We start from the raw sequence: 13322 nt of genomic DNA on the forward strand, positions 1-13322 counted from the left end.
TTGTACAATTCTCTCTCGGATTGGTGCAATTCTCTCACTGGTCGGTGCATTTATTCCGATAAAATTGTTTCAAATCCGCATTCCCTTAAAATGTATCTCCTAAATGTATTATTCTAATCAAATATTCACAGGATCAAACTTAATAGTCCCAAAGCAATATAAAATAGACCCCCGAAGGAGGGTCTATTTTTCATGTAATCACGATTCCTTCACGTACCTCAACACAGGTTTTCTCGCAGCCATTGTTTCATCCATTCGTTTCACGATCGTAGTGTGGGGGGCTTCTTGGACAATTTCCGGATTTTCTTCCGCTTCTTTGGCGATTTGAATCATGGCGTCAATAAAGGAATCGAGCGTTTCCTTGGACTCTGTTTCCGTCGGTTCAACCATGATGCACTCTTCCACATTAAGCGGAAAATAAATCGTTGGCGGATGGTAGCCGAAGTCTAGAAGACGTTTCGCGATATCGAGTGTACGAACGCCCAACTTTTTCTGACGTTTTCCTGACAAGACGAATTCATGCTTGCAATGCTTATCAAATGGCAAATCGTAATACGGTGCCAGGCGGCGCATCATGTAATTTGCATTTAGGACGGCATTTTCAGTTACTTCTTTTAAGCCGTCTGGACCCATGGAACGTATATACGTATAAGCTCTCACGTTAATGCCGAAATTTCCGTAGAACGGCTTCACTCTTCCGATCGCTTCCGGTCGATCATAATCAAACGTATATCGATCCTCTTTTTTGACTAACACAGGTTTTGGCAAATACGGAATGAAGTCTTTTTTCACTCCGACTGGACCTGATCCAGGGCCGCCTCCGCCATGCGGTCCGGTAAAGGTTTTATGCAAATTCAGATGAACAACGTCAAAACCCATATCCCCTGGTCTCGCCTGGCTTAATACAGCGTTAAGGTTCGCTCCGTCATAATAAAGCTTTCCGCCTGCTTCGTGAACAATCGCAGCCATTTCCAAAATGTTTTCTTCAAACAGGCCGAGTGTGTTTGGATTTGTAAGCATGAGCGCTGCAGTTTCTTCGTTTACGACCTGCTTCAAATGCTCCAGATCGACAAGTCCTTGCTCATTGGATTTAACAGTGATTGTTTCAAAGCCGGCAACAGTTGCTGAAGCGGGATTCGTTCCGTGTGCGGAATCCGGCACGATAACCTTCGTCCGCTTCACGTCTCCTCTCGCTTCATGATAAGCGCGGATCATCATCAGCCCGGTCCACTCGCCGTGGGCTCCTGCTGCAGGCTGAAGCGTTACTTCGTCCATACCAGTAATTTCTTCGAGGTGCTCGCTTAGATCATACATCAGCTCCATTGCACCTTGAACGGTTTCTTCGTCCTGTAACGGATGGATGGATGAAAAGCCGGGAATACGGGCAATTTTCTCATTGATTTTCGGATTGTATTTCATCGTGCACGATCCTAACGGATAAAAGCCGGAATCCACGCCGTGATTTCGCTTCGAAAGGGCGGTATAATGCCTCATAATATCCAGCTCTGAAACTTCAGGCAGACCAGCAGGCTCTTCTCGAATATAATCTTCTCCCACAAGCTCAGATAGGCTTGCTTCGGGAATATCAAATTCAGGCAGGCTATAGCCGATTCTCCCGGGTTTTGATACTTCAAATATTAACGATTGGTCTTGGTTAGTCACTTGATTTCCCCCAATTCCTGCAAAAATAGATCAATTTCATCCTTTGTCCGGAGCTCTGTTACAGCAACCAGCATATGGTTTTCGAGCTTTGCATCCACTTTTCCAAGATCAAACCCGCCGATAATCTCTTTTTCCAAAAGACGCTGATTTGCTTTCTTCACAGAAACATTCAATTTAATTACAAATTCATTAAATATTGGCCCATCATACAAAACCTCAAGCCCGAGAGAAATGGCTTTCTGTTTTGCATAGTTTGCTTTTTGAATGTTTTGCCAAGCGATTTCTTTTACTCCTTCTTTGCCCAATGCTGTCATTGCTACAGAAGCTGCAAGTGCATTCAGCGCCTGATTCGAACAAATATTAGAGGTAGCTTTGTCCCGGCGAATATGCTGTTCTCTCGCTTGCAAGGTTAAGACGAATCCTCGTTTTCCATTTTCATCGGTTGTCTGCCCCACTAACCGGCCGGGAACCTTTCTCATTAACTTTTTGGTCACTGCAAAATATCCGCAATGCGGTCCGCCAAACGCAGCAGGAATGCCAAACGGCTGGGCATCACCTACGACGATATCAGCGCCAAAGTGTCCAGGCGGCGTTAAAATTCCAAGCGCCAGCGGATTAGATGAAACGACGAACAGCCCTTTTCCTTTATGCGCAATTTTTTCGATTGCCTTTAACGGCTCGATTTGTCCGTAAAAATTCGGATATTGGACGAGAACCGCTGCTGTTTCATCACATACGGCTTCTTCAAGCGCCTCAAGGTCGGTTACTCCATTTTTTTCAGGAATGACGACTACCTCCAAGTACTGGCCATTCGCATATGTTGTTAACACATCTCTTGATTCCGGATGAACCGTTTCAGAAACGACAATTTTCTTCTTCTTTGTATGGCCGGCAGCAAGCATCGCTGCCTCTGCAAAAGAAGTCCCTCCGTCATACATTGACGAATTACTAATGTCCATGCCGGTTAACTCACAAATCATTGTTTGAAATTCAAAAATTGCTTGAAGCTCTCCTTGAGAAATTTCCGGTTGATACGGAGTATAAGCTGTATAGAACTCGGACCTGGAAATGACATGGTCAACGATCACAGGGGCATAATGATCATAAACACCTGCTCCAAGAAAGGAGGCGTACGTTGTTGTATCCGCATTTTTTGCTGCGAGCTTTGCTAGCTCTCTCGTAAGTTCTGTTTCGGATTTTGCTTTTTTTATGTTGTACTCTCGATTGAACCTTACTTTTTCGGGGATATCTGAAAATAAATCATCCACACTTAGAGCGCCAATCGCATCAAGCATGTCTTTTTTGTCTTGATCTGTTGCTGGTAAATAACGATGCTTCATATCCTCATTCCTTTCAATTTATTTTTGGCGTTTATAAAAAGGCGTTTTTACAACCTTTGCTTTTAAAACTCTTGATCGAACTTGTACATCAACAATCGTGCCTGGCTCGCTATGCTCCTTCGCGATTAAAGCAAGCCCGATGTTTTTTTTCAAGGTTGGCGATTGTGTTCCAGTCGTTACTTCTCCAACCAATTCACCTTGAACGAACACTTGATAACCGTGGCGCGGGATACCTTTTTCAATCATTTCAAGCCCCACCATTTTTCTCTGCACACCGTTCTCTTTCTGATCAGCCAACACAGACTTTCCGAAAAAGTCTGACTCTTTCCCCGTTTTAACGGCAAAACCTATTCCCGCTTCAATCGGAGTGATATCCTTTGTTAGTTCCTGTCCGTAAAGAGGAAGTCTCGCTTCAAAGCGCAGCGTATCTCTTGCTCCCAATCCGCATGGGATGAGACCATCTTGCTTTCCGGCTTCAAGCAAAAGCGTCCAAATCTCTTTAGCCGACCCGCTCTCACAATAAATTTCAAAGCCGTCTTCTCCGGTATAGCCTGTTCTTGATACGAGTGCCTTTTCGCTTCCAATGCTTACGTCCTCTTTAAAATAAAAAGGTTTCAACTGCGATAGGTTCTCATCTGTTACCTTTTGAAGGATACCGGCTGCAAGCGGACCTTGAATCGCAAGCAGGCAGATCTCGTCTGAACGATTAATCAAACTCACATCGCCTGTTTGATGCTTTTCCATCCAAGCGATATCTTTTTCAATATTTGAAGCATTGATCACTACGAGATAAAGATTTTCATTCCTTTTGTAGACAAGGAGATCATCGACTGTCCCGCCGTCTTCGTAGCACATAGCGCTGTAAAGAGCCTGCCCCTCTTTGAGTAATGACACGTCATTAGTAAGAAGCCGCTGCAAAAATTCAAGGCTGTCCTCACCCCTAACTTCGACTTCACCCATATGCGAGACGTCAAATAACCCAGCCTTTGACCGGACCGCTTCATGCTCTCCTTTTATTGAAGAAAATTGGACTGGAAGCTCCCAGCCTCCGAAATCAATCGTTTTTCCGCCGTAATCCTTATACAAATCGAATAATGGAGTTCTTTTTAGCACATGGTTTCCCCCTTTAGATTTTAATCAGTTTCAATTGCACGAAAAAAGGACAGAAAAACCCCATGAAACATAAAAGGGTTCTCTGTCCTTGCACCTGAAAGTTTACTTTGCCTTAATCAAAGCTTTCCTCTTTGGTGGTTTGCCATACCATCATGCCAAACTCTCTCCAGAGTTGCGTCAAGCAAGAGTTCTTTTGCCTGAGAGATTCACAAATTTGTTTGCTCCTTCGGCGCCCGGGATTGGATCCACAAAGTCTCTCCTCTTGCTATCATCCGCTCATATTTTTTGTTTTGATGGACATACTGTATGTAAATTGTTGTTGATACGTACTATCAATATCCTAACATCATAAAAAGATTTGGGCAATAGAAAATGGTTAACATTTTATTCAATACAACTTTCAAATGTTCGCTTTTCGAACAATCTTCTTGTTTCATTTCGTAATATTTTATTAAAATAGATTAATTTAGGAACATTCAGTTTGCAAAAAAGGTGGTCTGCTGTCTATGAATCCTCAAATACAAACAGAGCAGGATTGGCAAGAACAATTTCTGACTCATCTAAAAAATGACGGGCCCTGGTCGCCTTGGAGCTTATATAAGCTATCTTATGAAGTACAAGAAAGGCTTGCGATTCCCTCATTTGAAGGTTTGCTCGCCCCTAAATTTCTCCCTGATTTCACACCTCTTCCCCATCAGCTGGAGGTTGCGCAAAAGGTCGTAGAAAAAATGAATGGAAAAGCCATTCTTGCAGATGAGGTCGGTCTGGGAAAAACGGTTGAAGCCGGCTTGATAATGAAGGAATACATGATCAGGGGCCTGGCAAAAAAAATCCTCATCCTTGTTCCTGCGTCTCTGGTTTCCCAATGGGTAAAGGAGCTTCGGGAAAAATTTTTAATCCCGGCAGTTGAACAGAAAAAGAGCTACGTATGGGAGCAATGTGATGTCGTCGTTTCTTCTATCGACACAGCCAAGCGTTCGCCTCACAAAGAAATTGTTTTATCGCTTCCTTATGATCTAGTGATTATTGATGAAGCTCACAAACTGAAAAACAACAAAACGAAAAACTATGAATTTGTCCGGACGCTAAAGAAAAAATATTGCCTATTGCTAACTGCCACCCCGATTCAAAATAAAATTGAAGAGATTTTCAACCTTGTTTCCTTGTTAAAACCGGGACATCTGGGGAATGAAACAGTATTTAGCGAAGCTTATTCAAAGCAGAAATTATCAATAGAAGAGCAGGATCATTTGAAAAATTTAGTCAATAAAGTGATGATTCGCAACAGGCGCCAAAATACGGGTGTCGATTGGACAAAAAGGCTGGTTAAAACGATTTCGGTTACTTTATCGCCAACCGAAGAAGCGTTATATAAGGAAATCACAGAGCTCAGAAGGAACAAAGAAGAAGCTTCAAGCGCTTTCTCTATTATGACACTGGAACGAGAATGCTGTTCCAGCAGGGAAGCCGTTTATATGACATTAAAGAAAATGATCGACAATCAGGAGAAGCAAACCCCTGCCATTCACATGGATGCCATTGAACGATTGATGGAACAAATTAACCAAGTGACGCAAAACTCAAAAGCAATCGAGGTTGTCGAGCTAATAAAGAAAATAAATGATAAAGTTGTCATTTTCACTGAATATCGTGCCTCACAAATTTATCTGCAGTGGTTCTTACAGCAAAACGGCATCAGCTCTGTTCCATTCCGAGGAGGGTTTAAACGAGGGAAAAAAGATTGGATGAAGGAGCTTTTTCGGAATAAGGTTCAGGTATTAATAGCGACAGAAGCAGGAGGAGAGGGAATCAACCTTCAATTCTGCAGCTCCATCATTAACTACGATCTGCCTTGGAATCCAATGCGGCTTGAACAAAGAATCGGAAGGATACACCGATTCGGTCAAACGAGAGACGTACAAATCTATAATATGGCGACAAAAAACACAATTGAAGAACATATATTAAAGCTGCTTTATGAAAAAATACATCTGTTCGAGAAGGTTGTAGGCGAACTGGATGATATTTTAGCGAGGCTTGATTCCAATTCATTCGAAGAGGATATACACAATATCCTTTATACTGCCAAATCAGACGAAGAAATGCGGTTGAAAATCAACCAGCTACAAGAAACGATTTCCAATCAAGTCAATTAGCAGAATCGTGCTAAGGAGGAAATATAAAATTGAACCAACAAGAAATCCACAGCTTTCTACTCAGTTTTTTTGAAGCCAACCTTTGTACCATCACCGAGAAAAGCAACGGACACCTCAGTGTTCAGCTTACGAACGAAGTGGACAAAGAAATCATGAATCGGCCATTTTACTGGCATTGGCTTGAAAAAACGGGAGGAGAAGCAAAACCAATGCACCTTACGTTTATTACCGACTACGATAAGGCTCCTGAAGGGATTGACGGGGAGTTTATTCATTTCGGCTCTCCCCGTTTATTTCAAATGTTTCAATCTGTTAAAAAAAACGGGAAATTTATCCGATTGTATGAAGAGATAAATTCGAATGGCCAACAAGTTCCCCTTCATCCATGGTTGGGAGTAAACGTTACAATTTCATACCAATCGGATTTAAAAAAAGATAAATTATTGTCATTAGGATTGCATTTAATCAGCGGAACAATCATTGAATCGTTTCAAGAGAAAATCAATAAGCATTCCTTTACAACCCATATATCCGATTTTTGCTACTCGGTATCTCCGATTATCAAACTCGAAAGCGCTATAAAAAGGCTGGAAAAATTTATTGAGAGCTATGCAAGAACCGAACCAAACGATTGGGCTCTCGCCTCTATTGAACGATGGAATTACGACCTTGCACTTTTAGAAAAATTTTATGAAGAGATTCTTGAAAAACCGCAAGAATATGAGATTGAAAAACAGGCGCTGCAATCCCTTTACGAGCCAAAAATTGTAATAAAAATCGAAAGCGGCGGATTGTTTTATTTAAAACATGTCATCTAATTCAGCCATCAGATGAAATCGGATTATTAAAAGAAGAATTCATCATATGTTTTTTCAAACAAAAAGTCATGAATGATGTGCTATAATATCGGAAGGAAGGTGATGACATTGATTGGCCAGCGAATAAAACAGTTTCGTAAAGAAAAGGGATACTCACTCTCTGAATTAGCCGAAAAAGCAGGAGTTGCAAAATCATATCTTAGTTCCATCGAACGAAACTTACAAACAAATCCCTCTATACAATTCCTTGAAAAAATCTCAGCTGTCCTTGACGTGTCGGTTCATACTTTACTTCATGAAAATGATGAATCCGAATACACTGGTCAATTAGATAGCGAATGGGAAAAATTAGTTCAAGATGCAATGGCATCTGGTGTGTCAAAAAAAGAATTTCGAGAATTTCTTGATTTTCAAAAGTGGAAAAAAGCGCAAAATTAAAATAATCCTTTTTCAAAAATCACTTTTCTGAAAAATTCTAGATCCTAACACATACATAAGGTGATGACATGGGTTCCTTGCACATAGAGAGTGGGCATGCTTTTGTTTACTCTCTGGACACCCGCACCTCTTCCTTTCATGAAAATATTTGCTAACCCTGTATATCAAAAATGAAAATGGCAAAACTAGGGGGGAAAGGATGGGTATGACATGAAAATTGTGAAAGCCCTGTTGATTTGTATTGTCGCAATCAACATCGCCACCCCCGCACTCGCAGTTGAAAAAGCTTCAGCAGCCAATCAATCGAAGTGGGAAACCCTAGCAGTAAAGGAAGTTAAGAAGCGTTATCCGCTTGCCCAGGTTGTTGCAAAGCATAAAATCTGGGACAGAAAAAGGGAAGACGAAGCTGTCATTCAATATCATCTAACTTTAATGGAAGAAAATAAAAAAACAGGTGTATTCGTAACGATTTCCTACGAACCCTATTCGACAAAAGTAAATAAAGTTGTCGTTGTCGAAGAATATAAATCAGGCTCCTAAAGCTTTTGCGAAGGAGCCTTTATTAATGAATTTATTTAAGTTGTTTCCGATAAGTAACGGTATAAGTGATATGTAAGATTGCGAATAAAAGAAAAATAAGAATAATAGGAAAATAAGGAATGAAATGCTGCACTAGCGGATACATACTTAGTAGACCTCCAGCAATTGGTAAGGATATTGACATGACAATATATGCTTTTCTGCAGGACTTAGCTGTTATCATTTTCTCTCTCTCATCCTGTTCTTCGAATTCATTAGGGGTCAGCCTAAATAACCTTTTCATAGACCCCTCTTTCTTCAGGAAAATTAGGCCATAAATAATCACGGCAAGAATCAGAAGCGCAAGTGGAATGATATTAATCGTAATTTCAAATCCGTTTAAAAGTGCGTTTTCACTCCCATTTTCATGTTCAATTATTTTCGAAAATTCAGAATAACTATCATACAGTTCAATAAACGCCCAGCAAGCCAATACCCCCAACACGAGATTAATAATTAATTTTGTTATGATACGCAATTTATTTCTCCTCCTCTAACCAAAAAACGTCTTCCATTTTCAACTCAAATTCCTTACAAATTTTCAGACCTAACAGCAAGGATGGAATATAGTCACCCTTTTCTAATGCAGCAATCGTCTGTCTCGTCACCCCTACCCGATTTGCCAATTTTTCCTGCGACAAATCAAATCTTGCACGGAGCTCTTTTACCTTATTATTAATCATTCATAAACCAATCACCTTTCCTAATGATTACCAACATTGTATATTATACTCCACTTTTTGTAAAGTCAATTTAACATTATGTATAACTGACCTTCCTTATCAAAAAAACCTCTTCCTGTTTAGGAAAAGGTTTTTCACTGTTTATTTCTTTGAAAAAACATTTTGATCGCGATTGGGAACATACCAAACCATCTGACTGACCTCGGAGGTTTTGGACTTTTTCGTTCCTGTCTCCATTCTTTTCTTTCGTTTTCGGGCATGTCCATATATTTCACAAGCTGCTCTGTCATATATTTCACGTAATCATTCGTTTTCATTGGCGCACCTCGAATACCAGTTTTTCTAGTATGAGTGTCGACGAAATGAAAGCAATTTATTCATCAAGGCTCTTTCCATTGAATGATTTTTCGTTCGTTTGTATCAAATAAAAAAGAAGCCGATGACGTATAGCCGCTTTCAGAGAAAGCAGAGAGCTGTACGTGAGACATATCCTTTTCTTGTGTGATACTGATTTGGACTGATCCGTGCTCAAATTGATGCGTCATTACCAATCCATCGCCGTTTGTTATGCTGTGAATGGCTATTAGAGCTCCATTTTGAAGAAGATTTTGGCGGAAATAAAAATCGCGAGTCAGTTTTGAAGCTTCTAGCTCGGAAATGAATGCGCAAGAGCTATGACCTATGACCGTTAGACAAATAAGTGATAGAAAAAGTGTTGAAGGATAGATATATCCCGAAGAAGATTTCAAGGTTTATCCCCTCCGAAGGATTGATAAATTGGAAAAGATGCTTCATATACTATTTGGTTGCTGCTTATAACTTTCATGCTCACTTGTCCATCAGCTAACGAAAATGCGACATCTGCTACATGCTGAAGAACGAGAACATGTCCTTTAAGATCAACTCTTTTTCTCAGCACTTGTTGATATTTTTCATAACGAATCGTTTGCCCTTGTTGAGTTTCAAACTCAATCCCCCGCCCTGCATTTATGACTCTGACATTTCCCCCTTGCTTGATTTCTAAAAGCATTTGCTCCACCGTATTGGTCCATTCATGCTGGTAAATGGCCTCATTCCCCTCTTTTGTCATCAAATAGTGAAGGAGTGTACCAAAGGATCCCGACATAAAAATGAAAAGTGAAAGTGACAGAAGGACATTAAGAAGAGTATAACCATTCTGTTTTGTAAATGGATAAGCAATGCTTGTCTTTTTCAGATCCGCCTTCCCGCCTAATGCAAGCCTGTTCAAAATTCTCTTCATCCCTCCAATCAATTACATATGTCTCATTTCCGAGGACAAAGACTTTCTTGCGTTTTTCCCCGGTAAACATATAATGATTCAGCTCAGCATTTAATAAATGATAGCTTTGCTCTTTTTGTTGGTTCACTTCCCTCTGTATTGTAATTTGATGAAGAAAAGGAAGCAGCAAGCAAGTCATCATGGCCCAAATACTAAATGCTGACACCGTTTCAATTGTAGAAAACCCTTTATTCGATTTTTTGAACATTCATTTTTCCCTCGCCAATGTAGATGGTGATTTCATACACACTCTCTTTCGTCCGGATCACAATCTTCCCGCTTGCATTCGCGGACCCGCTGCTTGTGAAGATCAAATTTTTTGTCAGTGTCGTTTCTTCAATTTTGATTGTCGCGTTGTAGCTCCGAGTCATTACACTTTTTAATTCCAAATTCAGCGGGCGGACTGCGTAGCTTTTGTTTTGATGATCAAATATCACCCTGACCCGCTCACCTGTCGTAATTGCATACTGTTGTGCGTGGTGAAGATCACGTATAAATTGCTCTACAAATTGCATGTCAGCCTGCTTTTGAAGAGTGGGAGGCATTACGGCAAAAACAACAGTTAACATGATCGTAGCAATAGCAAGAACGGTTAAGCTTTCTAACAGCGTAAAACCACTTTCCTTATTCAACATTTACTTCCCCGGAACTGTTATCAATCGTTAAATTTTTGCCGTTCGGACAAGCGGTTCCTTCCTTTACATACTGGTCTTGCTGTAATTCTACTATCGTTGGAATTTTTCCGTCATGATCCATCTGAAATGCAGTTACCTGTGCTTGAACCATATTCACAAGTCCTTCGCAGCCCTTTGTTTGTATACTTTGGTTATGCTTTGTCACGTTTGGGATTGTGATAAGAAGCAAGATCGAAATAATTAGAAGTACTATCAGCATTTCAATCAATGTAAATCCTTTTTCGTTCATTTCTTTCACCACCTTATAATTCATTCATCATGTGATACATTGGCAAAAGCATTGACAAATAAACAACAACAATCATGAATCCGACAAATCCGTAAATAGCGGGCTGAAGAATACTGGACCATTTTTCCGCTTTCCTTTCCAGCCGCTCGAGTAAAAATTGGCTGTAGGTGAATAACTCACGATCAAGCTGGCCATTGATTTGGCCATGCTTAACTACTTTTGAGAGGTCTTTTTCATAGTACGGATGATCTTTTAGCAATTGGCCGATATCTTCTCCATGCTTTAATCTTTGAATAAACGTTTCAGCTTCTTCCTGATAAAAAGGCAAAAATGATTGATCCCGGAACGCTTTAAGGCTGTCATAAATAGATAATCCCGATTTCAGTAAGTTGCTAAGCTGGAGCGAGAAAAAATAGCTATTAAGCAGAAGGATTTGATTTCCCCAAAAAGGAAACTTAATGAGAAGGGCCATTTTTGCCGATGGTGTTCGATGACGAAAGACAAAAAAATAATAGACCACACAATATGCGATCAGAATCGTAAAAAGAAGTAATACATACTTTAAGCTGCTAAAAAATGCAAATAGAAATGTAATTCCAAATGATGCGTCCAAATTCATGGATTGATAGATGCTTGAAAACTGGGGAACAATAACTGCTTGGATGATGTATAACATGATCGCCACGACAAAAATAAGAAACAACGGGTATTTTGCCACTCTCTTAAATTTCTCAGCTTGAGATACCCTTCGATATAGAAGGTCTCCGCTTTGTTTTAACGCAAATGATAAATTTCCGTGCTGCTCGGCAAAATAATGAATGCTGATGACATCTCTTTGAAATCCAATTGTCTCTAGAACCTTGTAAAACGGGTCACCTGTCGTTAGCTGTTTAATGCCTTCGTCAATGTGCTTTTGCTGATGCGGGTTCAATTGCAGGTAGATAAACGATAATGCTTCTAATAAAGTGTATCCCTTTTCAATCATTTCCCCTGTTCGTTTTAAGAAAAAAGCCTGCTCGTTGATTGACCACTTACTATTATTCCACTTCATGAAGCACCCAGCGAAAGTACGTTTTATCAGTCAGATAGCCGAGAGCAACACCCTTTTGCATCAGCCTTTTTAAAGTGACGTAGTGATGGACTGCATGCTCCCCCTGCGCTTCTTTCATACATAAACTGAGGCTTTTCCCATACAAAAGCTCATATACGCTTGCCCTTCTCGTATTTCTTAAAAGCTTACAATAAACAGAGCACGGCTTCTCTGTACAATATGGACAACGTAAATCAACCAGGCGCTGTGCGGCAACGGCGATTAAGGTTTGTTCAATTTCCGACAGCTTAATTCCGAATTCAAGCAGCCTGTAGATGGCACCCTTTGCGTCTTTTGTATGCATTGTACTGAGGACAAGATGACCGGTTAGAGCCGCACGTATTGCTATCTTCGCCGTTTCAGCGTCTCTGATTTCGCCGAGAATAATCATATCTGGATCGTGTCTCAGAATCGCTTTTAACCCGGAAGCATAGGTAATTCCCGCCTTTTCATTTACCTGTACCTGCAGAATATCCTCACTTTTCGTTTCTACAGGATCCTCAAGTGTAATAATATTCCGGTTGAAATTCTCTTTCGCGTAACGGATTAATGAGTAAAGGGTCGTCGATTTCCCAGAGCCTGTCGGACCGGTAAATAAAAATAGTCCATGAGAATGATTTAATAATGATAAAATTTTAGCGGTCGAAGAAGAAAACAAAGACAGCTTATTGAGAGGCGGTATCCGTTCTTGAGGAAGTACGCGTATAACCAGACTCTCATCATAGACAGTAGGCAAAGTCGAGAGCCGTAAATGAACCGACGCATCCTCCCTTTTTACAGATAACGAGCCATTTTGGGGCTTCCTTCTTTCACCAATATCCATAGAAGCAAGGAACTTGAAATGGGAGATCAGCCGATGGCTCTCCTCTCGTTTCATCTTTTTCATGCGAATTAAGTCATCATCGATTCGATAATGAACTACCGCATCCTTTTCCCTCGGCACGATGTGAATATCTGAAGCTCGCAGCTTGCACGCTTCATCAATTAAGCGATCACTTAACGTTTCAATTTCATACAAAAGCACTGCCTCCTTTCTATGAGAGCAGTGTAATCCAACAGAGGTTTTCCATCAAATCAAAAAATCATCAATTTCCAGCCAAATAATAAGAAATCTCGTGTGGTAAAATGTCTGCTTTAGCAAAACCGACACAGCGTATCCAATCAAAAAATCATTTTCTATTCACGACAAAAAAGAGGATGGGTCATATCCCCATCCTCT

Annotated in this window: 17 protein-coding genes and 1 riboswitch; of the genes, 4 read left to right on the forward strand and 13 right to left on the reverse strand. The window is 40.5% G+C overall.

Going from position 1 to position 13322, the window contains the following annotated elements:
• Window positions 1-198: 198 nt before the first annotated feature.
• The 3 genes from gcvPB to gcvT are packed head-to-tail and all read right to left on the reverse strand — an operon-like array spanning window position 199 to window position 4115.
• The gene (gene gcvPB, locus JOC74_RS05500; protein WP_053603353.1) at window positions 199-1662 is read right to left on the reverse strand and encodes an aminomethyl-transferring glycine dehydrogenase subunit GcvPB; all 1464 of its coding nucleotides are present in this window, start codon (window positions 1660-1662) and stop codon (window positions 199-201) included.
• Window positions 1659-3002 (reverse strand): aminomethyl-transferring glycine dehydrogenase subunit GcvPA, encoded by a 1344-nt coding sequence (gene gcvPA / locus JOC74_RS05505; RefSeq protein WP_053603354.1) that lies wholly within the window; start codon window positions 3000-3002, stop codon window positions 1659-1661. Before gcvPA ends, gcvPB begins: the two co-directional genes overlap by 4 nt.
• A gap of 18 nt (window positions 3003-3020) precedes the next feature.
• Window positions 3021-4115 (reverse strand): glycine cleavage system aminomethyltransferase GcvT, encoded by a 1095-nt coding sequence (gene gcvT, locus JOC74_RS05510; RefSeq protein ID WP_053603355.1) that lies wholly within the window; start codon window positions 4113-4115, stop codon window positions 3021-3023.
• A gap of 175 nt (window positions 4116-4290) precedes the next feature.
• Window positions 4291-4387, reverse strand: a riboswitch (glycine riboswitch).
• Window positions 4388-4621: 234 nt separating this feature from the next.
• Between gcvT and JOC74_RS05515 the strand changes: the two genes are divergently transcribed.
• From JOC74_RS05515 to JOC74_RS05530, 4 genes are all read left to right on the forward strand, one after another.
• Window positions 4622-6271 carry a DEAD/DEAH box helicase gene (locus JOC74_RS05515; RefSeq protein ID WP_053603356.1) on the forward strand — a complete coding sequence of 550 codons (1650 nt, stop codon included), beginning with the start codon at window positions 4622-4624 and terminating at the stop codon, window positions 6269-6271.
• A 29-nt stretch (window positions 6272-6300) separates the two neighbouring features.
• A complete protein-coding gene (locus tag JOC74_RS05520) occupies window positions 6301-7089 on the forward strand; it encodes a YqhG family protein (RefSeq protein ID WP_053603357.1) in 789 nt (262 codons plus the stop codon).
• Window positions 7090-7197: 108 nt separating this feature from the next.
• Window positions 7198-7527: a transcriptional regulator SinR gene (gene sinR, locus JOC74_RS05525; RefSeq protein ID WP_098945299.1), complete on the forward strand. Its 330-nt coding sequence runs from the start codon at window positions 7198-7200 to the stop codon at window positions 7525-7527.
• 210 nt (window positions 7528-7737) lie between these two features.
• Complete coding sequence (locus JOC74_RS05530; RefSeq protein ID WP_053603359.1) at window positions 7738-8067, forward strand: DUF3889 domain-containing protein; 330 nt, start codon at window positions 7738-7740, stop codon at window positions 8065-8067.
• A 31-nt stretch (window positions 8068-8098) separates the two neighbouring features.
• Here the strand turns inward: JOC74_RS05530 and JOC74_RS05535 are convergent, their stop codons facing one another.
• From JOC74_RS05535 to comGA, 10 genes are all read right to left on the reverse strand, one after another.
• Entirely contained in the window at window positions 8099-8584 is a 486-nt protein-coding gene (locus tag JOC74_RS05535; protein ID WP_053603360.1) for a DUF2178 domain-containing protein, read from the reverse strand.
• A gap of 1 nt (window position 8585) precedes the next feature.
• A complete protein-coding gene (locus tag JOC74_RS05540; RefSeq protein WP_098945300.1) occupies window positions 8586-8786 on the reverse strand; it encodes a helix-turn-helix transcriptional regulator in 201 nt (66 codons plus the stop codon).
• A gap of 137 nt (window positions 8787-8923) precedes the next feature.
• Window positions 8924-9106 (reverse strand): YqzE family protein, encoded by a 183-nt coding sequence (locus tag JOC74_RS05545; protein WP_053603362.1) that lies wholly within the window; start codon window positions 9104-9106, stop codon window positions 8924-8926.
• A gap of 63 nt (window positions 9107-9169) precedes the next feature.
• Window positions 9170-9538: a competence type IV pilus minor pilin ComGG gene (comGG, locus tag JOC74_RS05550; protein ID WP_053603363.1), complete on the reverse strand. Its 369-nt coding sequence runs from the start codon at window positions 9536-9538 to the stop codon at window positions 9170-9172.
• Window positions 9535-10038, reverse strand: coding sequence for a competence type IV pilus minor pilin ComGF (gene comGF, locus JOC74_RS05555; protein ID WP_211086069.1), 504 nt, complete (start codon window positions 10036-10038; stop codon window positions 9535-9537). The genes comGG and comGF overlap by 4 nt, the downstream gene beginning before the upstream one ends.
• A complete protein-coding gene (gene comGE / locus JOC74_RS05560; RefSeq protein WP_053603365.1) occupies window positions 9947-10297 on the reverse strand; it encodes a competence type IV pilus minor pilin ComGE in 351 nt (116 codons plus the stop codon). Before comGE ends, comGF begins: the two co-directional genes overlap by 92 nt.
• On the reverse strand, window positions 10278-10721 hold the full coding sequence (gene comGD / locus JOC74_RS05565; RefSeq protein ID WP_211086070.1) for a competence type IV pilus minor pilin ComGD: 444 nt from the start codon (window positions 10719-10721) through the stop codon (window positions 10278-10280). The genes comGE and comGD overlap by 20 nt, the downstream gene beginning before the upstream one ends.
• Window positions 10714-11013: a competence type IV pilus major pilin ComGC gene (comGC, locus tag JOC74_RS05570; RefSeq protein WP_053603367.1), complete on the reverse strand. Its 300-nt coding sequence runs from the start codon at window positions 11011-11013 to the stop codon at window positions 10714-10716. The genes comGD and comGC overlap by 8 nt, the downstream gene beginning before the upstream one ends.
• Before the next feature lie 13 nt (window positions 11014-11026).
• Window positions 11027-12064: a competence type IV pilus assembly protein ComGB gene (gene comGB, locus JOC74_RS05575; RefSeq protein ID WP_053603368.1), complete on the reverse strand. Its 1038-nt coding sequence runs from the start codon at window positions 12062-12064 to the stop codon at window positions 11027-11029.
• Window positions 12051-13121 carry a competence type IV pilus ATPase ComGA gene (gene comGA, locus JOC74_RS05580; RefSeq protein WP_053603369.1) on the reverse strand — a complete coding sequence of 357 codons (1071 nt, stop codon included), beginning with the start codon at window positions 13119-13121 and terminating at the stop codon, window positions 12051-12053. Before comGA ends, comGB begins: the two co-directional genes overlap by 14 nt.
• Window positions 13122-13322: the final 201 nt, after the last annotated feature.

It is taken from the genome of Bacillus capparidis (assembly GCF_017832095.1).
GTDB lineage: Bacteria > Bacillota > Bacilli > Bacillales > Bacillaceae > Bacillus > Bacillus gobiensis.

Bases quoted from the DNA above. Each gene is read 5' to 3' on its own strand.
- gcvPA (WP_053603354.1), bottom strand. From the start codon at position 3,002: ATGAAGCATCGTTATTTACCAGCAACAGATCAAGACAAAAAAGACATG.
- comGB (WP_053603368.1), bottom strand. From the start codon at position 12,064: ATGAAGTGGAATAATAGTAAGTGGTCAATCAACGAGCAGGCTTTTTTC.
- JOC74_RS05530 (WP_053603359.1), top strand. From the start codon at position 7,738: ATGAAAATTGTGAAAGCCCTGTTGATTTGTATTGTCGCAATCAACATC.
- comGE (WP_053603365.1), bottom strand. From the start codon at position 10,297: ATGTTCAAAAAATCGAATAAAGGGTTTTCTACAATTGAAACGGTGTCA.
- comGC (WP_053603367.1), bottom strand. From the start codon at position 11,013: ATGAACGAAAAAGGATTTACATTGATTGAAATGCTGATAGTACTTCTA.
- JOC74_RS05545 (WP_053603362.1), bottom strand. From the start codon at position 9,106: ATGAAAACGAATGATTACGTGAAATATATGACAGAGCAGCTTGTGAAA.
- JOC74_RS05515 (WP_053603356.1), top strand. From the start codon at position 4,622: ATGAATCCTCAAATACAAACAGAGCAGGATTGGCAAGAACAATTTCTG.